This is a genomic window from Candidatus Auribacterota bacterium (assembly GCA_026392035.1).
Classification (GTDB): domain Bacteria; phylum Auribacterota; class Tritonobacteria; order UBA1439; family UBA1439; genus JAPLCX01.
In genome coordinates this window covers 17,604-38,568 of record JAPLCX010000108.1, presented here as the reverse complement: position 1 = coordinate 38,568, position 20,965 = coordinate 17,604, and the positions used below count along the sequence as shown (strand labels likewise).

At 56.0% G+C, this 20,965-nt stretch carries 17 protein-coding genes; 8 read left to right on the top strand and 9 right to left on the bottom strand.

From position 1 onward, the window contains the following. The first annotated feature begins 151 nt into the window (after positions 1-151). Positions 152-649 carry a DUF5666 domain-containing protein gene (locus NTX71_11575; GenBank protein MCX6340538.1) on the top strand — a complete coding sequence of 166 codons (498 nt, stop codon included), beginning with the start codon at positions 152-154 and terminating at the stop codon, positions 647-649. A 77-nt stretch (positions 650-726) separates the two neighbouring features. Here the strand turns inward: NTX71_11575 and NTX71_11570 are convergent, their stop codons facing one another. Next, complete coding sequence (locus NTX71_11570; GenBank protein ID MCX6340537.1) at positions 727-1,422, bottom strand: transposase; 696 nt, start codon at positions 1,420-1,422, stop codon at positions 727-729. A 162-nt stretch (positions 1,423-1,584) separates the two neighbouring features. Between NTX71_11570 and NTX71_11565 the strand changes: the two genes are divergently transcribed. Continuing rightward, positions 1,585-2,052 carry a hypothetical protein gene (locus tag NTX71_11565; protein ID MCX6340536.1) on the top strand — a complete coding sequence of 156 codons (468 nt, stop codon included), beginning with the start codon at positions 1,585-1,587 and terminating at the stop codon, positions 2,050-2,052. Positions 2,053-2,156: 104 nt separating this feature from the next. Here NTX71_11565 and NTX71_11560 read toward each other — a convergent pair whose 3' ends face one another. Continuing rightward, positions 2,157-4,343 carry a cation:dicarboxylase symporter family transporter gene (locus tag NTX71_11560; protein MCX6340535.1) on the bottom strand — a complete coding sequence of 729 codons (2,187 nt, stop codon included), beginning with the start codon at positions 4,341-4,343 and terminating at the stop codon, positions 2,157-2,159. A 299-nt stretch (positions 4,344-4,642) separates the two neighbouring features. Between NTX71_11560 and NTX71_11555 the strand changes: the two genes are divergently transcribed. The 6 genes from NTX71_11555 to NTX71_11530 all read left to right on the top strand — a co-directional run bounded on the left by NTX71_11555 (position 4,643) and on the right by NTX71_11530 (position 14,256). After that, complete coding sequence (locus NTX71_11555; GenBank protein ID MCX6340534.1) at positions 4,643-5,332, top strand: response regulator transcription factor; 690 nt, start codon at positions 4,643-4,645, stop codon at positions 5,330-5,332. Beyond that, positions 5,322-6,713 carry a HAMP domain-containing sensor histidine kinase gene (locus NTX71_11550; protein MCX6340533.1) on the top strand — a complete coding sequence of 464 codons (1,392 nt, stop codon included), beginning with the start codon at positions 5,322-5,324 and terminating at the stop codon, positions 6,711-6,713. The genes NTX71_11555 and NTX71_11550 overlap by 11 nt, the downstream gene beginning before the upstream one ends. Positions 6,714-6,820: 107 nt before the next feature. Then, the gene (locus NTX71_11545; GenBank protein MCX6340532.1) at positions 6,821-8,515 is read left to right on the top strand and encodes a glycosyltransferase family 39 protein; all 1,695 of its coding nucleotides are present in this window, start codon (positions 6,821-6,823) and stop codon (positions 8,513-8,515) included. Positions 8,516-8,546: 31 nt separating this feature from the next. After that, positions 8,547-9,956, top strand: coding sequence for a TolC family protein (locus tag NTX71_11540; protein ID MCX6340531.1), 1,410 nt, complete (start codon positions 8,547-8,549; stop codon positions 9,954-9,956). 118 nt (positions 9,957-10,074) lie between these two features. After that, positions 10,075-11,139: a hypothetical protein gene (locus NTX71_11535; protein ID MCX6340530.1), complete on the top strand. Its 1,065-nt coding sequence runs from the start codon at positions 10,075-10,077 to the stop codon at positions 11,137-11,139. Then, positions 11,140-14,256 (top strand): efflux RND transporter permease subunit, encoded by a 3,117-nt coding sequence (locus NTX71_11530; GenBank protein ID MCX6340529.1) that lies wholly within the window; start codon positions 11,140-11,142, stop codon positions 14,254-14,256. A gap of 117 nt (positions 14,257-14,373) precedes the next feature. Here the strand turns inward: NTX71_11530 and NTX71_11525 are convergent, their stop codons facing one another. The 7 genes from NTX71_11525 to NTX71_11495 all read right to left on the bottom strand — a co-directional run bounded on the left by NTX71_11525 (position 14,374) and on the right by NTX71_11495 (position 20,898). Beyond that, positions 14,374-16,725: a SpoIIE family protein phosphatase gene (locus tag NTX71_11525; protein MCX6340528.1), complete on the bottom strand. Its 2,352-nt coding sequence runs from the start codon at positions 16,723-16,725 to the stop codon at positions 14,374-14,376. Positions 16,726-16,767: 42 nt separating this feature from the next. Beyond that, positions 16,768-17,130: an STAS domain-containing protein gene (locus NTX71_11520; GenBank protein MCX6340527.1), complete on the bottom strand. Its 363-nt coding sequence runs from the start codon at positions 17,128-17,130 to the stop codon at positions 16,768-16,770. A 71-nt stretch (positions 17,131-17,201) separates the two neighbouring features. Next, positions 17,202-17,375 (bottom strand): hypothetical protein, encoded by a 174-nt coding sequence (locus NTX71_11515; GenBank protein ID MCX6340526.1) that lies wholly within the window; start codon positions 17,373-17,375, stop codon positions 17,202-17,204. Between the two features lie 43 nt (positions 17,376-17,418). Then, complete coding sequence (locus NTX71_11510; protein MCX6340525.1) at positions 17,419-18,465, bottom strand: Fic family protein; 1,047 nt, start codon at positions 18,463-18,465, stop codon at positions 17,419-17,421. Continuing rightward, on the bottom strand, positions 18,462-19,088 hold the full coding sequence (locus NTX71_11505) for a hypothetical protein (GenBank protein ID MCX6340524.1): 627 nt from the start codon (positions 19,086-19,088) through the stop codon (positions 18,462-18,464). Before NTX71_11505 ends, NTX71_11510 begins: the two co-directional genes overlap by 4 nt. Before the next feature lie 353 nt (positions 19,089-19,441). Next, on the bottom strand, positions 19,442-19,561 hold the full coding sequence (locus NTX71_11500) for an AAA family ATPase (protein ID MCX6340523.1): 120 nt from the start codon (positions 19,559-19,561) through the stop codon (positions 19,442-19,444). A 29-nt stretch (positions 19,562-19,590) separates the two neighbouring features. Further along, a complete protein-coding gene (locus tag NTX71_11495; protein MCX6340522.1) occupies positions 19,591-20,898 on the bottom strand; it encodes a tetratricopeptide repeat protein in 1,308 nt (435 codons plus the stop codon). Positions 20,899-20,965: the final 67 nt, after the last annotated feature.

The window sequence follows — 20,965 nt, the reverse complement described above, 5'->3', positions numbered from 1 at the left end:
AACCATCCCGGCGCCCGTTATTCTATCATGTCGCTATCAATCCCGTCCTCTGCCGAGCGGAGAGTGCGCCACATCTAAAAAGATTCCATCGACGCAGCGATGGGCGTGCTATAATCATAAGCGAATTTACAACAACAAAAGGAGGGGCACCATGAAAGGATGTGCGTGTTGCGTCCTCGTGCTGGTGTTGATTTCACTGGCATACGCGGACGACGGTATCCAGGGGAAGATAACCGCGATCGATGCCACGGGCGGCACGATTGAAGTCTCCGGAGTGAAGGTCATCGCGAAAAGAGCGGTGATCGAAAACCTGGCCGACATGAAATGCACGCTCGCGGACCTCAAGGTGGGAGACAGCGTGGATGTCGACGGCACCCTCACCGGCGCCGGAGAAATGACCGCGAGGGAGATCGACCAGGAACACGCCGTCGTCGATCAGATCGAAGGACGGCTGGCATCTCGCGACAACGCCGCGCGGACGCTGACGGTCAGCGGCGTCACGGTCAAGGTTCCCGCAACTGCGCTTGTTGAAGATACGCACGACAGGCCGATCACGCTCGAAGGGCTGACGCCCGGATCTCGCATAGATTGCGAGGGGACATGGACAGGCCCACGCGAGCTCACCGCCACCAGGGTTGAAGCAGACTAGACATATTGCAAAACCAGTTGCAGTGTCATGGTATCACCTCTCATTCCATAACGCTCTTCAACTGTATCACCATGCGATCATCTCGCCATGCGACAATCTTCCCTCCGCAATCTTCCTTTTCGCTGAGGATAATAGCGGCCGGCTATTTTCTGCAAGCGTGCCACAAACCATTCATCACCCAGAGGTGCTTCATTATTGCGAAACAGCGATTCCTCAGCTGCATCATCGTCTTGCAGAAAATTGCGATAACCCTGCGATCTCTGAGCACGGTCGAGTCCGGATCCCTCATATGCGGGATCCTCGCTTGTGATGTTGTCCGATAGCCCCATGCAGTAAAAGCGCGCGCTGCTGTATGGATATTCCCACGCATTTTGAACGCATCCCGCGCGCACCGGATTCCTCTCGATGTACCTGCCACATGCAATCAAGTAACGTTCTTTCTGCACCGCCTGAAGTTTGAACCTGCCCTGCCAGAGGAAGCCGGAGCTTCCATAATTTCTGTGGTGATAGTGCGTGTACGAGCGATCCAGCCCCGCCATAACTTTTGGAACCATCAGCGCATCCTTAAGTTGAAATAAAATGTGAAAATGGTTTGAGAGAATTACCCAGTGGTATATTTTTAAAAAGAACCTCTCGCTATATTTTTTCAATAGCTTCATAAAATGGAGGTAATCATCATCCGTGTGGAAAATGGGAACGCGCATATTGCTCCTGTTGAACGCGTGGTAAATCAGCGACCTCTCCAATTGATATCTCCTGGCATATGAGGGCATTTTACACTCTCCATATCATTAGACGAAGCAGAGGAGAAATTTATTCCTGCATTTTTACGGTGTGATCGATTTGCACTGCAATTCGTTCACCAGCAGGCAGTTACGTAAAACGTCTATAGATATTGTAGACGCTTTATGCAACCAGCTTCAAAAGAAAGAGTTATGGCGTATATCTTGCAAGGTGCAAATTTGCATCATAACCAGTTGATCGGCTGTATATTACATAAAGCGTCTAGAGACCACGATGCCAGAACAGCTTTTATTGCAGTTTTCAGCAAACAAAAAGATTTTTGCCGCGTATATCTGCTATGGGAAATACAACATGCCCCCCGCTTAGACAACATGGCGGGCAATATTGCGGAAGTTGCGAAAAGAGGTTGTCTCATGAAAAGCACCGTGCTCATCGCTGCCGCAATAACAATCACCACAATGTGCTCTATTCAGCCGGTCCGCGGTGAAGAGAAGGCTGTGGTTTTTTACGACACTGATCAGAGACAATTGATGGCTTCGCTTAACATGGGGGACATGGCCGTCAAAGATCTTGTTTATGTCGTAAGCAGACTTACGGGGGAGAACTTTGTCATAAATGGAGAAGTGGTACCGCTGAGAACAGAAGCTACCGCAAAGTAATTAGCCTCGTACAGGGGCGTCACAGAATATCTTGCTACATACGTCTCTGGGAACTCTTCCCATGCAGATGATGGGGGCACATCTCCCTTTTTGCCGCTCATCACCTACTTCACCCAGTGCAGCACATCCCTTATCACCGACCAGCGCTGGCGCTTCCTGTACGGGTTCTTCCCCAGGACCCAGTATTCGTACTTCTGCTGGAGCGCTCCGTGCGCCCGCTGCATGTCAAGGAAGGCGTTCACGAAGCGCAGGAATGATTCATCGCTATCCATCGCGACCGGGTATGCGTGCAGATACTTTGCGCCCTCGTGCGGTCCGAACGCGGCGACGCGATAGAACGGGTACAGGAGTGTCCAGGGCGCTCCCTCCTCCTCTGTCGTGAGGAGCGCGTCCCCTTTCTTGCCTGAGAAAAAATCCCTGTCGGCATCAAGCCGGACGACGCGCGCCCGCGGGAACAGGTGAGGCAGAATCTCCTCGCTGGCTGTCCCCTTCATCACCGCAATTGTCACATCATTCCTCTCGCGGACATCTTCCAGCGAAGAAAATTCATCCTTCCGATAATCAGGAACCACAAATGCGAGGTGCGACGTCATGTGGGACGAAGAAAATTTCATCTTCTTGAGCCGCTCCGGAGTGATGACGGCACCGGCCATGATGATATCGCATCGTCCGCTGTTGAGGGCTTCGTCAAGTTCCCCATAGATGATGGGGATGAACTCCACCCGCTGGACGCCCATGAAAGATGCCAGCTCATATGCCATCTGCGCGTCGTAGCCGACGAGCTCCCTCTTCTTGTTGAAGAAGGCAAAGGGGAGGGCGTCCTCGTTGTAGCCGACGCGCAGCGCGCCGCGATCCTTGATGCGTTCGAGGACGTCATGAGAGTCATCATCCCCATGCGGATGCTGCGATCTGAACTCCTCGATGGTGCGATACACCTTCGCTGATACCGTATCGGAGATCCTCGTACCGTCTGCCAGCGTGGGCATTTCCTTCCCCGCCACGGCCTCATCGCCGCGGTAGGCGCCCCTCAACAGGTGCGAGAAGCCGAGTCGAAGGCCCGCGATGGCTGTTGCGAGCACGACGATGAGGACAGCGGCGGTGGATACAACCCTCCGCAGCCGCACCCTGAAGGCGCCCGAAAGAAGGGCGACGCAGGCTGCGGTGAATGAGAAGAGGAACATGCACGAAAGCGCGGCGCCGAAATGGCTGTTGAGCGCGGAGGAACTGATGTACAGCTCATACGCGTCCTCCGGCAGGCGCGCGAGCGTCAGCAAGAAAGGGACGGCCGCTTTTGAGGACCCGAAGAAACTGAAAACGCCGGCGAGGGCGCAGTGGAGCTGTCGGGCGATGCTCAGCGGTGCATCATAGAGCCAGCCCACGAAAATGACAAACAGGAATGGCGCGAAGTCGCCATAGGTGGGGAAGTTGTAGGCGATGGGGAGCAGCACCTCGGCATAGGTGCCCGCCTTCGCCTCCCCGGCCTGATCTTTCGCAAAGAGCTCCCGCACGCCCCGTTCGATCAGGGGGAGGGCGATAAACGTCTTCTGCGCCGAGAACGAGAGGACCAGCGCGCCGCCGCATGCGTAGATAATATCCCTGTAGCGGAAGCCCGTGAAGAGGGAGAGGAACAGGGGGAGAACGGCAAATATCAAAACCAGATTGAGCACGAGGTAGGACTCGCAGAAAAATTGGAGCAGGTAGAGCGTCTCAAACGAGAGCGTACCCACGGCGTGGGCGGTGACGGCGAAGACGCCGTACGGCACGATCGCCATGATGAATCCCATGATGCGGGACAGGGACGCCGTAAGGATGCCAAGTATATCGAGGAGCGGTTTTTTTTCTTTCGCCCCGATGAGCGCGACGCCGAGGAAGACTGAAAAGAGGACGATCGCCGGCAGTATCCCGTCGGCGAGGGCCCTGAACGGGTTGGCGGGGATGAAGGTGTCAACCAGGTTGACCGGCTCCGGACGGGTGACCTCGCCTGCGCTGTAGAATGAGGCGCTCATCCGCGGCGGGAAGGCGAACTGCATGGAAAAGAAAATGACGATTCCCAGAATCCAGAGGGATACCAGGAGCAACCCGCCCTTCCGCGCGACCTTTTTGGCTTCCGACTTGTTCAGATCGCCGATGCTGCCGATCAGCGACACCACCACGTAGGGGATCACCGCCATCTGCATGAGCTTGATAAAGGCGGTCCCGACGGGCTCGAGGACCCGGCACATGTCTCCAAAAAACAGCCCGCAGAGGACGCCAGCGGCGAGCCCCGCGAGAATTTGCACCGTCTTGCGCATTTGCGTTCCTCCGTGCCGATCCACTATCTATAACCGCCTATCGTACCGTTGTTCCCGCGGCCAACTCTCATTGCTCGCCGAACATGTTTCAGGGTTCGCGTCTTGTAAATTACCGACATTCTATCAAAAGCAGGAACGAAAATTGAAGGTCGGAGTCAACATGGAACCATTTCTGTCGCTCATAACGATCTGCTCCATTCCTCCGCACTCCCGGGCATGCGATAAATCGACAGGCGTGCCGCATTGTGCTATCCTAGAACAAAACCTGCCAACGTATAGCCACACAGTTGAGGATGCGCATGAGAATTCTCCTCGTTGAGGATGATACGCGGACGGCATCTTTCATAATCAAGGGTCTGAAACAGGCCTGCTTTATTGTGAATCACGCCACTGATGGCGAATCGGGCCTGCATCAGGCGCTCACACAATCCTATGATGCCGCCGTGGTCGATATCATGCTCCCCAAAATGGACGGGCTGGCATTGGTGAATGAACTGCGAAAAAGAAAGAACAAGACTCCCGTCATCGTCCTCAGTGCAAAAAGTTCTGTCGATGATCGTATCACAGGCCTCCACGCCGGAGGGGATGACTATCTCGTCAAGCCTTTTGCATTCTCCGAGTTGCTGGCGCGTATTCAATCCCTCATTCGCAGGGCCACGTCCGTCGCCGAACCAACGAGCCTCACGGTGGGCAACCTGACGATCGATCTCCTCAAGCGGAAAGTCTTCCGCTCGGAGAAAGAAATCGAGCTTCAGCCACGGGAATTCGCGCTGCTTGAGTATCTCATGCGCAATACAGGACGGGTCGTTTCAAAAACAATGATCATGGAGCACGTGTGGGATTATCAGTTCGACCCCCACACGAACATCATTGAGGCGCGAATCTGCCGCCTCCGAGATAAGATCGACCGATCGTTCGAGCCCACGCTCATCCATACCATTCGCGGTGTCGGTTATGTGATCGAGGAGAAAGCGCATCATGCTCTCTAGTGTTTCCTCTCGTCTCACGCTATGGTATACGGCTCTCTTCGCCGTATTATCACTCACCGCCTTCACCATCATTTATGCCATGCTGAAAACAAATCTCAGCCAGCGGATGGATGAGTCCCTCCTCAATGAAGCAAGAGAATTCGAAATCATCTATCAGACCCAAGGGGCTGCGGCATTGGGGGATGAATTCCGCAGGGAAGCGGAGTCGGAGGGCACGAAGAGGGTGTTCTTCAGGCTTCTCTCCCCCCGGTCCGCGGAATGCATTTCCTCTGATCTGAGCGGATGGACGGGGCTCGATCCCATGCCCCCCGAATGGGCGAACCTGCGTTCGGATACCGCGCTGTTCAAAACCATCTCTCTGCCCGGCCACCCTCACGACACCAGAGTCATATACAAGAAAGCGGCTCGCGGCACCGTCATCCAAATTGGTTATACGCGCAAGGACGATGATGAACTGATTGCGCATTATCGAATAATCTTCGAGACCGGCATCTCCGCGATGCTGCTCCTCGGTGGCGTCGTGGGATTGTATATGGCCAAGAAGGCCATGCGCGGCGTTGAACGCGTTACACGGTTCGCGACGCGCATTGGGAAAGGGGATTTTGCCCTGCGCGTCGCACTCGGCGACGAAGGCAGGGAGATTGCCGATCTTGCCACGGCGTTTAACAACATGTTGGAGCGGATTCAGTCGCTTGTCACAGAGCTACAAGAAGTGACCAACGGCATCGCGCACGATATCCGCAGCCCGCTCACGCGGATTCGCGGCATCGCTGAGACGACATTGACCGCCCCACCGCACATTGATGCATATCAGGAAATGACGGGAATAATTATTGAAGAATGCGACCGTCTCATGGGAATGATCAATACCACACTGGAAATTGCAGAAACTGAATCGGGATCTGCCACATTACCGAAAACCCTCGTCGATTTGACCACCCTTGTCAAGACCGCTCATGAATTATTCCGCCCCCTTGCGGAAGATAAGGGTATCCTTTTTGACATTGATGTCCCACCGGAAACGCTTTTCACCCTGGGTGATTTATCACGTCTCCAACGGGCATTAGCACACCTGGTAGACAATGCCATAAAATATACCCCCGAGGGGGGGCGATTGGCAATTTCCGCCAAAGCTAATCGCACGAATGTGCACATCTCTGTCGCCGACTCGGGCATCGGAATAAATCAACGGGACCTGCCCCATGTCTTCGAGCGCTTCTACCGTGGAGACAAAAGCCGCTCCACGCCGGGGAATGGGCTTGGGCTCAGCCTCGCCCAGGCGATCGTACGGGCACATGGCGGAGAAATCACCGCAACGAGCAGCCACGGCACCGGGAGTTCTTTCACCATAACCATCGCGCGTGTATCCCCAGTAAGCTGATCGTTGTTCGCACATTACCAAAAGATAATTTTCCCGTCATTTCGTGGTAATGTTTGTGTAGTATCATCCCCATCGTCGAAGCATCCGCCAGATCATGAGGCAAGGGTATGTCGATAGCGAATGTGATCAGAACTCCCCTGAATATCGCTTATTCCTTCCTTCGCGCGAGGGAGATGCCGCGCAGTGTGGATATCCTGATCCTCCTGCTGTTATTCGGATTTTCCTTTTTTTACGGCCTTGGGCAAAATCCGCTCGTAGAGCCCGATGAGGCCAGATACGCCGAGATCCCAAGGGAAATGATCGAGCTCAGTGATTTTGTCACTCCCCACCTTAACTATGTAAAATATTTTGACAAACCCCCCCTGTACTACTGGCTGAACGTTCTGTCGTTGCATGTGTTCGGACACACCGAATTCGCGGTTCGTTTTTTCAGCTCGCTCGCCGGCCTTGCGGGAATTCTTCTCACCTGGTTCATAGCGCGGAAGCTCTACGGCCGGAGGGCCGGGCTGCTGAGCGCACTGATCCTGGGAACCTCCGTTGGTTATCTCGTCCAGGGGAGACTCAATATTATTGATATGACCCTCACCTGCCTCATGACCTCGGGCCTCGGCTTCTTGCTCCTGGCGTCGCGCGAGGGCGAGCCGCGCGCAATTTTTTACTACCACCTCTCCTACGCATGCATGGCTCTCGCGGTATTGGCGAAAGGGCCCATCGGGGTCGTGCTGCCCGCCGGTATATTTATTATTTATCTATTCTTCTCACGGCGGTGGAAACTGTTAAAGGAGCTGCGGCTCGCCACCGGCACGGCGCTCTTCTTATTGATATGCGCACCCTGGTTTATCCTGGTCTCCGTCAGGAATCCAGAGTTTGTGCGGTTCTTCTTTGTTCGAGAGCATCTGGTGCGTTTCCTCACCACCTCCCACAATCGTTACGAACCTTTCTGGTTTTTTATCCCTGTCCTGTTCGGTTGCATGTTCCCATGGTCGTGTTTCTTCCCCGCAGCCGCCTCCAGGGTAATCCGTAAAACTCAAAATACGGAGCATGACTCCGATCTGTTCCTCGCGGTGTGGGCCGGCGCCATCATTCTATTTTATTCACTCTCAGCCTCAAAGCTGGTCACCTATATCCTCCCCGCCTTCCCGGCGATGGCGATCCTCACGGGGAAAACCCTGTCCGCCCTCATGGATGAGGGCTGTCGATCATTCAAGAAGGAAGCGCGCTTTCTTCAAGTTATTCTCCTGAGCGGCGCCGCCGCGGTCTTCTCGTATCCCCTCCTCGGGCATACGCGGTACCTCAGCGCTGTCGGCGGCGCGGTATACGCGCTCCTGCTCCTCGTGGAGGCCTTATTTGTAACTTCCTCTATTAGAAATTCTAGTATGGTGTGCCTTTTGCTCGGCCTGTGCCTGATGACGCACATGGAGGGAGTGGTCGGCCCGAACCATATCCTCCATGCAATGATCCGCGAAAGATCCGTTAAAGAGCTCGCGCTGATCGTGAAGGAAAGAGCGCGGCCGGAGGACAAGGTATGCACCTACGGCTTCTATGCGCAGGATTTGCCTTTTTATACGGAGAGACGGGTTATCTGCGTTGATGTGGGGGGTGACCTTGAGTTTGGGAGCATGCAGGGTGATCAATCCTCGTGGTTCCTCGGCTATTCAGACTTTTACAGGCTCTGGGATTCAGAGGGCCGCCTCTTCACATTAATTGACGAGGATGATATCGAAGGAGTCAGGGAAAAGGTCAGAACGCCCATAAGATTCCTGGGCCAAGAAGGGGACAGGTTGCTCATATTCAACCGATAATGTCATTCAGGCATCCCGGATACTCCGCTCTATGAGAAAGATTTTGCTTTTATTTGTCCTTACACTGGTCACCGGCTGCTCAATGATCGAGCAAGGTCCCACTCCCTCCTCTTTGATGTATGCGGACTTTGAAACCCGCACGCTGGATAATCCCCGTCTCGGAGAATTCATCGAGGCGAGCCTGCACCGTCAAATCTCCCCATGGCCCCCGGAGAGTTGGGATCTGACAACCCTCACCCTGGTCGCGTATTATTACCATCCCGATCTCGATATCGCACGCGCCCGATGGGCTCAAGCCAAGGGGGGAGTGACGACGGCATCCAGACGACCGAACCCCACCGCGGATACCCGCTATCAGTATGTCTCGAACCCGGAACCTGATACACCTGTTTCGGTCTCGGAATCTACCTTGTTTTTCCCCATTGAGGCCATCGGCAAGCGCCGCAACCGTATCGCGCAAGCCGAGTGCCTCTCCGAAGCCGCGCGCCTGAACATCCGGCACACCGCGAGTGATGTGCAGACGCGCGTCTGCGTGAATATGATCAATCTCTATGAGGCAATGCACACAGAAGCGCTGCTGAAACAGAATGTCGCATTTTATGAAGAGAACGACAGGCTTCTCCAACAACGGCTTCGCGAGGGAGAGCTCTCTCCCCTCGAGGTGACAAGGGCGCGCCTCTTACTCAGCGAAGCACGTCTCGCGCTCGCGCAGGGGCAAAAGCAACGGGCCGATGCCCGTGTCCAACTCGCGAACGCTGTCGGTGTATCCCACACCGCGCTCGAAGGCATCACCATCTCTTTCGATCTTCCGGAAGATATCGAGCTCCACCTGAATCGCCGCACTCTTCAATACCAGTCCCTCCGCAGCCGGCCGGATGTCCTGGCGTCACTCGCGGAATACAGCGCGAGCCAATCAGCGCTCAAAGCGGAACTGGCCGCCAGATATCCGGATATCCAGCTCGGGCCCGGTTTTGAATGGGACCAGGGTCTGGATAAATGGGGTATTTCAGCCTCCGTGCCGCTGCCCGTCTTCGACCGCAACCAGGGCCCGGTTTCCGAAGCCCGTGCCAGGCTCGAAGAGGCCTCGGCACGATTCACCTCCCTGCAGTCTCAGGCGATTGGGGAGATCGAACAGGCCTGTACGGGATATGAGAACGCACGACGGGAGCTGGAGATCGCTGGTGGAATCCTGCGCCAGCAGGAGCAGCAATATAACTTCATCTGTGCGATGACCCGACCGGGAGAGGTGCAACGTGTTGCCATTTTTGTTGCGCACCAGCAGGTACACTCGGCCAGGCTCTCGAGGATCGCCGCCTTCTGCAAGCTCCCGCGTTCGGTTGCGCAGCTTGAGGCGGCAACCGGCCTGTCATTTTGCACGCCGGGCCCACCTCCGCCTGTGCCAGAGTTAAATCCACGAAAGATACAGTTCAGTAAAAAATGAAACAGGATGAACGCAGACGTGAAAACAATCACGCGTTTCTAGTTTCTCGTTTCTCGCAACTCGGTGTCTATCTTGTTCCACGATGAACAGCGCGATCAGGAGGAAAAGAAGGCGGGTTATGGAACTCTCGAAGCGCCGGAAAAAAATTGCATCATATGCCGCAGCGGCATGCATCGTCGCGCTTCTGATGTGGAGCAGGGCCGGCCACAAGCCGGGACACGCATCCGAAGAAGCATCTGATGAGGGCGAGAAAAGAGCCAAAAGGGTATCAGTTAAAAATGGCGCCGCTCTCATCACCATTGATACAGATGCGAGAACTAACAGCGGGATCATCGCGGGAACACCAGCTCCTACCGCGTACCGGAATGACCGCAGTCTCTATGGGATTGTCAGGGACCCCCAGCCGCTGCGCGAGTTACGGGACCGCTATGCAAAGTCCTCACTCGTGTTGGAAAAGGCCCGCCTGTCCCTTGCCTCTTCGCGACAAACCTTAGAACGAATGAAAAGCCCGCACCAGGGGGAAGAGGGCGCCGCTCGAAAAGATCTTCGCAGAGCAGAAAATACAGTGAGCGGGGAGGAGGAGAATCTGCGCGCCGCCAGGGCGCGTCTCCAGGCCCTCGATCTTGAGGCCCGTACGCAGTGGGGCAATGGCGTGGTGAGCTGGATACGTGATCACCATGAAGAACTTGACCGGGTTGCCGAAGGAAAGGATTTGATCATCGAGATTGCAGCGCCTGCCGACCAGCGTTCGTCAGCGCCGCTCACGCCAGCCCGGGTTAACGCAGCGAGCGATATATCGGTACCGATAGAGCTTATCTCCTCCGTCCCGCTCATTGACCCCATTTCCGGCACGAGGAATTTCTTTTATTTCTCCCCGGCGGCGCCCGGTTGCCTCATCCCCGGCATGACAATAACCGTGCATCTCCCGGCCGGCCCGGAAAATCAGGGTGCGCTGATCCCCGAATCGGCAGTTGTCTGGTGGGAGGGGAAGGCATGGATATACGTCCAAAAAGATCAGACTCATTTTATCCGCCGTGAGATTTCCACGGGAATGCCCTCGCCGGGCGGATGGTTTCTCGCGGGCGAATCCGCGCCGGGTGATTCCATCGTGGTGCAGGGCGCACAATTGCTTTTATCGGAAGAGTTCCTCTCCCAGTACACAATTATCGAGGTCGCCGAATAGATGAATGCCACACAGGGCGGGATTTTAGGCGCTGTTGTCCGATTTTCACTCCGTTTCCGGGGAGTGATCATCGCGCTGGCATGCGCCTGGCTCGGTTATTGCGCCTATATTTTGTCGACAGCAAAGTACGACGTCTTCCCGGAATTCGCGACGCCGCAGATCTCCGTCCAGACGATGGCCCCGGGACTCGCCCCCGAACAGGTGGAGGCCCTGGTGACCCAGCCGATTGAAAACGCCCTCAACGGCGTGCCGGGGCTCGAGTCACTCAGATCGGACTCGATTCAGGGGCTCTCGGTGATCACGATGTACTTTTCCCCTCGCAGTAACATTTACCTGAACCGACAGGTGATCGCCGAGCGTTTGACGACCCTGGTGGGAAAATTGCCCGAGGGGTTCCCTGCCCCGGCAATGGTTCCCCTCACTTCGTCCACGGGAGATTTGCTCACGATCGGGTTGACCTCGAATACGCGCTCGCTGATGGATCTCAGGACGCTGGCCGACTGGACGGTCAAACAACGCCTCCTGGCAGTCTCCGGCGTTGCCAAGGTCGCGGTGTTCGGCGGCGATATAAAAGAGTTCCAGATCCAGCCGCGCATCGACCGACTGAAGCTGTACAACCTGGGTATGGACGACCTGCTGTCGGCGGCACGCAAAGCCACAGGCGTCAGGGGGGCTGGTTTCATCGATACCCCGAACCAGCATATCATCATTCAAACCGAGGGGCAGTCGCTCAACGCCGAACAGCTCGCCAGGAGCGCCCTGGTGGCAGGGAGAGATTCCGGAACGGTGATGAACCTCACCGTAGGGGATGTCGCCCGCGTCACAGAAGCCCCGGCCCCGCCCATCAGCGCGGCTTCCATTATGGGGAAGGAAGGGGTGATCCTCAATCTGTGGGTACAGTACGGCGCAAACACCCTCGACGTCACAAAAGGGGTTGAGCGTTCGTTGGAAGAGCTCCTCCCAATGCTCCGCGCGCAAGACGTCGCCATTTATCCGAAGCTCTTCCGCGCCGCGAATTTCATCGAGACGGCGATGCACCGGTTGAAGATCTCGATCCTCATCGGCGCGGCCCTCGTTATTGCGATACTGTTTCTCTTCCTGGCCAACTTTCGCACCGCATCTATCTCCGTCGTCGCCATCCCCTTGTCGCTCTTGACCGCGGTGACGGTGCTTGAATACTTCGGCTTCAGCCTCAATATCATGACGCTGGGAGGGCTGGCAATCTCCATCGGCGTGGTGGTGGACGATGCCGTCATCAACCTGGAGAACACGTTGAGGAGGCTCCGGGAGAACCGTTATCTGGCCACCCCGCGGCCTGTCTTTCAGGTGATATATGACGCGTCCCTTGAGATGCAAGGGGCGGTCGTGTACGCGACATTCGCGGTGGCGCTGGTATTCGTCCCCGTGCTCACCATGTCCGGCCTGGCGGGACGGCTGTTTTCCCCGCTCGGTATCGCATATATCTTCGCCATACTCTCCTCCCTGATCGTCGCCCTCACCGTAACCCCTGTCATGTGTTTCCTGTTGCTGGGAAGCCACGAGCTGGAGAAAAAAGAGCCTTTGATGGTGCGCTGGTCGAAGCAGAGGTACCGCGCACTGCTTCTCCGGGTCGAGCGCTCGCCCCGTGCGGTCATCGGCGCGGTGGGGATCGGTTCGATCATAGGCGCCGCGGGGCTGTTTTTGCTCGGGGGGGAATTCCTGCCCGAGCTCCGCGAGGGACATTTCCTGGTCCACATGACTGCCGCCCCGGGAACTTCGATCGAACAGTCGCTTCACATAGGCCGGCAGGCGACCCTCGCTCTCTTGAAAACCCCTTATGTGGCGACGGTTGCCCAGCGCGTGGGAAGAGCGGAGGCGGACGATATTTTCGGGACGCACTCGAGCGAGCTCGAGGTGGACATGAAACCGCTCAGCGGTGAACAGGCAGAATCCGCCCAGGACGAAATACGAAAGGCGCTCTCGGAATTTGTCGGGGTGAACTTCGTGGTGAACACGTTCCTCACCGAGCGCATTGAGGAGACCCTTTCGGGATATACGGCAGCGGTGGTGGTCAATATCTTCGGGGATGATTTTTCGGTGCTGGACGTGAAGGCAAAGGAAGTGGTGAAAGAATTGGGCGCCATCCGGGGGGCTGAGGATGTCCAGGCGCAGTCGCCGCCCGGAACTCCGCAGCTCTTCATCCGGCTCCGATCCGAGGACCTCGCACAATGGGGGTTCGACCCCGTTGAGGTCCTGGACGTCATCCAGACCGCTTACCAGGGGGCGACCGTCGGCCAGGTATACGCCGGGAACCGGGTATTCGACGTCACGGTAATCCTTGACCCTCGTGATAGGAACAACATCGCCGAGGTGGGTAACCTGCCTCTCCACAGCCCGACCGGCAGCTTTGTCCGCCTGAGCCGGCTTGCCGACATCCGGGAGACGTCCGGGCGCTATGCGATCCAGCATGATGCCGCCCGGCGCGTGCAGGCCGTGACCTGCAACGTCTCCGGGAGAGATGTCCATTCCTTCGTTGATGAGGCGAAACAGAAGATCGCCGCAACCGTTCACATGCCCGCAGGGACTTACCTCGAATTCACGGGTACGGCGGAGGCGGAGGCGGCTTCGAGGCGCGACCTGATAATGCATTCGCTGCTGGTGGGCCTTGGGATTATCCTGCTGCTCTCCATCATGTTCGCCAACTACCGCAACCTCGCCCTCATCCTCGCGAATCTGCCCTTTTCGTTAGTGGGAGGAGTGTGTGCGCTTCTGCTGTCCGGAAACGGCCTGTCAATCGGTTCGCTGGTCGGTTTTGTGAGCCTCTTCGGAATCACCCTGCGCAACTCGATCATGATGATCTCGCACTACGAGCACCTGGTCTCTATCGAAGGGATGAACTGGGGACTGGAAGCGGCCCTCCGCGGCGCCTCTGAGCGGCTCACCCCCATTCTCATGACCGCATTGGTTACCGGTATGGGTATATTGCCTATCGCACTCAACAGCGGGGCGCCGGGGCACGAGATCGAGGGGCCCATGGCGATCGTGATTCTGGGAGGTCTCATAACCTCCACAGCCCTCAACCTCCTCGTCATGCCCACGCTCGCGCTCCGCTTCGGCAGGTTCTCTGGAAGGGAATAATTCCCGTGGACGTGCCATGGCCGAGAACGCTACCCGCCGGCGACTCCATGCCGGGGCCTCACAGGTCCCTGAGTTGATGACCGGGGTGGTGAGATGCACGCAGGTTGGGAACAGGGTCTACAGCTTCTTTCTCATGGTCAGGATATTCTCCGCCCCTTCCCTCCTGTACTGCACAGAGTCCATCAGCCTGCGCGAGAGAAAAATGCCCAGGCCTCCCACCTGCCGTTCTTCAGCCGTCTCATCGAGATTGGGGGGCGGGACGTCCAGGGGATTAAACGGTCTCCCGTCGTCCCTGACCTCCAGAACGAGATTTCCCTCTTCCATGAGCATGCGGACGGTGATCTCGTGCTCGCGCGCATCCTCGTAGGCATAGTGGATGATATTCACCACGACCTCCTCCAGCGCGAGGCGCACATCGTGGAGCACATCATCGGACAGGCGGTGCCTCTCGCCGAATGCGGCAATCTCCCGCGCGAGCGTCAGGATGTCGTCGAGTCGATTTTTGACGACAATGGTTTTATTCTCTCCACTCGCCGCCACCACCACGGCGTCCAGGTATCTGAGGACCACAATGGTGATATCATCCGATTGGGGTACTCCTCTGGCATGAGCTTTGACCATGCGCATCGTGTTCCCCGCCAGCTCGGCAACTGACTCCTTCCTGTGGGCTGACACCTCGTCGTGCAGCCGCTCTTCGGAAAACATCTGCCCCGTGCCATCAAATGCCTCCGTGACGCCATCGGTATAGAGGTAGAGCGTGTCGCCGGGGCGCAGGAAGATCGTCTCCTTTGCATACTCCGTATCCTCCTCGACTCCCAGCACGGTGCTCTCCCCCCCCTTCAGAAACTCAGCCCCCTCTCCCGCGCGCACGATGAGCGGAGGGTTGTGGCCGGCGTTGACATAGCGGAGTTCGCCGTTCGTGACGTTCAGGATGCCGCAGAACACCGTGACAAACATGCAGGAATCATTGTTGTGCGCGAGTTCTTTGTTCACCCTGCTCAAAATCTCTTCCGGGCTCATCACCTCCCGTGCCGTGGCCTTGATCAGCGTGATGGTTCTCGCCATGAACAGCGCCGCCGGGACTCCCTTGCCCGACACGTCCCCGATGACGAAGCAGAGGTGATCGGCATCGATAAAGAAGAAATCATACAGATCTCCCCCCACCTCGCGCGCCGGCTCCAGCACGGCGCGGATGTCCAGCTCGTTCCTCCCCGGGAACGGCGGGATCTCCTTGGGCACCATCCCCATCTGGATATCGCGGGCGATCTTGAGTTCGCTCTCCATCCGCTCCCTCGCGGCGGTCGCCTCCGTCAATTCGCGTATGTACCTCTTCAGCGAATCCCTCATGTAGATGAATGACGCGGCGAGCCTCCCCACCTCATCCCCGGAGGGCATGGAGGGAAGCGTGAAATCCAGCGTGCCCCGCGCGATATCCTTCGTCGCGCCCGCCAGCGCTCTCAGAGGACGGGTGATGGAGCCCGAGATGGCGACGATGACCGCCAGTAGCACCGCGATCCCCGCCAGACCGAGAATGAATACTGTCCTGCTCAGATTGGTGACGTCGGCCATCAGCTCATCCTGGGGGAAGACCACCCCCAGCGACCATCCCGTGGACGGTATCGGCTCGTACCGTATCCAGCATTTTTTTCCCGTGATGATGCTGGTTGACGGTTCAAACCCGCTCTTCCCCTGGGCCATCTCGGCGGCGAGCCGGCTCAACTGCGGGTCGTGCCGGGACTCGGCGAGGTGGGACAGCTTCGCCTTCATGATCAGCTCTCTCCGGGGATGGGTCACGATCGTCCCGCCCTTGGATATCAGGAAGGCGTAGCCGGTCTGCCCTATCTTCACCGAGGAGACGATGTCCTGGAGCCGGGAGAGGTAGACATCGGCGGTCACCACGCCGGCGAATGTCCTCGCGCCGCCGATGTTCCGGTAAAAGGGGACGCTGTACGTGGACATGATGATATTACCGCCGCCCTTGTCGAAGTAGGGCTCGGTCCACACCGGTCGGCCGAGCTTTTTGGGAACCGTATACCAGTCCCAGACGACATAGTTGTATCCCTCATGCAGGTAGGTGAAGCTCAGCTTCCCCCCGGGTTTGTAGTAGTACGGACCGAAGAGGCGCACGTTCTTATCGAAGAGATATGGTTCATACGATATCGTCGAGCCATAGATCTCGGGGTTGTTCTCCACCACCGTGCGAAGCAGGTTCAGTATCCCTTCTTTGGTATAGGACGACTCCTCGAGCGCATAGGCGACGTTTTCCGGGACCTTCTCCACCGCGTTGAGCACCGACTCAATTTTGTTCACGGTGCGGAGGGTGAGATTCCCTGCGTTCTCTTCGATTTTCCTTTGTATGATCCGGCGAGAGAGTAGATAGTTGTAGCTGAAGATAATGGCAAAAATAATCGTACAGCTGGCAAGGATGAACAGGCTGAGTTTGAATGCGATGCCTCTATTACGTAGCATGGGGATCACATAGTTGGAACGGAGCGGGAGCCCTCCTCCCCCCTAGATGCCTTTCTGCATCCGGTCAAGGTAGGCATCCAGCTCTTCGATGCTCGCGAATAGCTGCTGGGGAGGGAGCGCATTGATGATATCGAACACTCTTTTTACTCTCGGCTGAAGGTTCACCATCATCACCTTCCCCTTGTCCCGCGCGAGGTATTTCTTGGCTTTGAGGACTACGCGCACACCGGCGCTGCTGATGTAGGTGACGCCCGCCATGTCGAATATGAGGGCCCTCGGCGGCGTGCGGAGCACCGAATCCACCTGCGTCTCGAGAACGGCGTACGTGCTCGCGTCAATGACGCCGACCGGGGATATCGTCACGATGCCGGTCTCTTTTTCGCTCGTTGATACGGTGAGTGTCATGCATTCCTCCCTGATGTGTTCATGGCGTGTTAATTCCAATCTACGATATTCTTATATTCCTTCGGTTCCTATCACCTCCCCCGTTCTGCCGAGCTGCTCAGGTTCTCGGTCGCCTTCTCCGTGACAGGGCCGATCAGAGCGTGCTGCTGCAGCCGTTCCTTCCTCTTGCCAGAGAAAGCGGCCCAGTTTGAATTGATCCGCTCAACACAAGGGCGGTACGCGGCTAATTGCCTGTGATCTTCCATGTCGCGATCCTGTCGTGATTCGTGTCGTGATTATGTCGTGATTTCACTTCTTAACCTTCCCCATGCGGTAATGCGCTGCCGGGCCTGAGCCCTCCTGAATGAGAAGGCCTTTGTCCACCATAGCCTTGAGGTCTCTCTGTAGTGTCCTGCGGTTAGCCTTCGGGCATAGTGCGGCGTAGTCTTGTAAGGCAAGTAAGCCGTGCTCCAGGGCGTGCCCGAGGGCGGCCCGTTGCCGGTCGGAGAGGCGGTGCTTTCGGGCAAGCACGTCCGCCCGAATGACGCGCTCCCCCTTCTCCTGTACCTCCCGCATCTGCACGGCGAGTCCCTCCGCGAAATACTCCAGCCACTTGGTGAGGTCCATGCCGCTGGCCCGGACGCTCTGGATTGCCCGGTAGTAGGCCGCCCGGTCCCGGTCATAGTATTCGCTGATGGTAAAGAGGCGCTTGAAGTCGTACCCTTTCCGGTAAAGGCAGAGCGTCGAGAGGAGCCGGGCACTCCTGCCGTTCCCGTCCACAAATGGGTGGATATGGACGAGCTGAAACTGAGCGGCACCGGCCTCAAGGACGGGATTCATCTGCTTGGCCTCCCCGAGCCACGCGATAAGCTCTTTCATCATGGGCGGCACATCCTGGGGAGGTGGAGGAGTGTACACAACCTCTTTGGTGCGGCTGTTCACGACGTAGTTCTGCACCCTCCGGTACTCCCCTGGAGCTCCCGAGTCGCCGCGCACGCCGATCACAAGGCGCTTGTGTACCTGCCGGATGAGCGCCTCGGTGACGGGCTCCCCACTCCCGAGGTATTCCGCCACGAGCTCGAAGGCATCCCGATAGTTCAGAAGCTCGCGGGCATCATCGGGGTTTGCCTCCGGGACGGATTTACCGGCGAGTATCCGCTCCGACTGCTCCAGGGTGAGGTGCGTCCCTTCTATATGGGTAGTATGATGGGCCTCCAGGACAAGCGCCCGCCGCTGCATCCCGGCTACCCAGTCTTCGGAGAGCTTCGCGGCCTCCAGGAAGCCCCTCGCCCGCTCGATAGCGGTCAATGCTACCGCCGTGGCGTCTGTTATAGTGTACTTCGGCGTATAAGTCATGTTTTACCCTCTTGCCCAGCGTCCCGGAGACTCCCCGGAGCGTGATTTGCCCATTTCTGCGGGTCAAGCTGTTCCCTTATCAATTGGATAACCTTAGGCACTGTCTCATCGTTAATTTCGATATTGGATTCCATTATTATGGAATGGAAAGCGGGGAATTCAATGATGATCCTCTTTGCTTCCTCATTCGATAAAGAATATTTTGGATCCATTAGCTTCCCGAAGCTTTCCATTGCATGATCGCCCCATTTACAGCCTTGTTCTCTCCACCATTTTGGATCGGCCACTTTTTTCTTCGCCTCTTCGATGGCAGACATAAAATCCATCACGGGGGCTTTGTTTAAGTCGGGAACAGATTTATCACCTTTAGATTGTGCATTATCTATTGGGCTGGATTCTTCATCTGGGAGTACAAACGTGCAACGGCATCCATCTTCTTTGTTTTCGCAGTGATGTTTTTGAATAACAAGGCGCATATCTTCTATCGGTAATACCTTTTTATCCATCGCCTTACATGTAGAACACGTGCGCTCATCGCCACAGGCCAACCATTGAATTGAAGCGAAGCCCGCCTTTTTAAATGATGCAGCCTCATCATGAAAATGTTTCTGCAGCGCATCCAATTTAGTTCCCTCCCTTTTCATTAGCTCCGCAGCTAATGCGAGGTGAGATTGCTTCCCCTCCCTCGTCAATAAGCCACCCCTAAACTCTAGGGCGCGATCTCTTGGAGGTCGGTATCCTCCCCTCACCGCCCAATTTCTTGGCCGAATCCGTGCCTTTCGGTGCTCTTGGGGGTGCCGCACGTCTCTTCCCTTGCTTTTGCTTCTCGTCCTTCAGGCTCTTTTGATACTCCTCTCCCATTTTCGCAAGTTCCTTGTGGGTCACCTCCGAATACAGAAGATCGCTCCACTCGTCCGGTGTCATCCCCGGCTTGCCCCCGCGCCCGCTCGATCCCCATGGACAGGCTGGCGCTTGCCTAACTGTCCAGATCGACCAGCAGCGCCTTGTTTCCCTTCATGGCCAGCGCGGCGGCCAGCGAAACGGCGGACGTGGTCTTCCCCGTCCCCCCCTTGTTGTTGATCAAGGCCAGGATCATGAAGTCATCGTCCTTACGGAAATCAATAGTCAGAAGATGCTGGGACCGGAACCATAACCATTTTCAAATTCTACATGCAGCAAATCCCTATACGTTGATGAATTCATAGTCTTTATACTGGTAGCAATGTATCCCTCTCTATAGAAAAACCAGATACAGAGAACACTTTCTTTTGTCCCGAGATCCAGATTGTTGATATCCATATTTTTATAAATCCATCTGAATGCCATTTTACTTTGATCATGATACTCAGGATCATATTTTGATAAATCCAGCCGCCGCATGGTTGCCCATCGGGTATTATCCGGTTCTCCAAATGCTCCACGAATTTCTTGTTTCGTTTTTCCCACACATAAAATTGCTAGATCATTTGTCGTCCATTTTCTACGTCTGGCCCAAGCCTGTGCCTCTGCAACGCCCTGTTCCGCTGCCTTGCGGTACCATTTGGCGGCCTCTGTGTAATCCTGCGGCACGCCTTGGCCTGTGTAATACATTGCCCCGAGCATAGCCTTCGCCTGTGCAACACCCTGTTCTGCGGCTTTGTGGTACCATTTGGCGGCCTCTGTGTAATCCTGCGGCACGCCTTGGCCTGTGTAATACATTGACCCGAGCATAGCCTTCGCCTGTGCAACACCCTGTTCCGCGGCTTTGTGGTACCATTTGAATGCCTCTGTGTAATCTTTTGGCACACCCAAGTGGTGGTAATACATTGACCCTAGATTCAACTGTGCAATTGCATTGCCCTGCTCTGCGGCTGCGCGGTACCAGTCGGCGGCCACTGTGTAATCCTGCGGCACGCCTTGGCCTTTGTAATACATTGCCCCGAGATTATTTTGCGCCTCTGCAAAGCCCTGTTCTGCGGCTTTGCGGTACCATTTGACTGCTTCAACATAATCTGGAGACACGCTTTGGCCATGGACATACGTTGCACTATAATCCTGCGACACGCCTTGGCCGTTGACATACATAAACCCGAGATTAGACTGCGCCGGTGCAAAGCCCTGTTCTGCGGCTTTGCGGTACCATTTGGCGCCCTCGACATAATTTTTCGGCACACCGTGGCCTTCGTCATACATCAACCCGAGTTTATATTGTGCTTCTGCATCACCTTTTTTTGCGGCCTTGGAGAAGTTTTGGAAGGCTGCTACGTAATCTTTGCGGTCATAAGCAGCTTTACCAACCTGCATTTCATTTGAATCTAAAAGACTTCTAGTGGTGGAGACAATCTTTTGTCCGGCATTATTCAAGGATTTATCTTTGGAGAATGGTAAAAAGTGCAGCATGAATATCGCAAAAATAAAAACGGCGCAAAAGATGGATATATTTTTTCGGGTCATATATCGCCTATGTTTCAGACTCGCTTCCCGCATTCAGAACAGCGCCAGGGATTTATTACTTCATTAA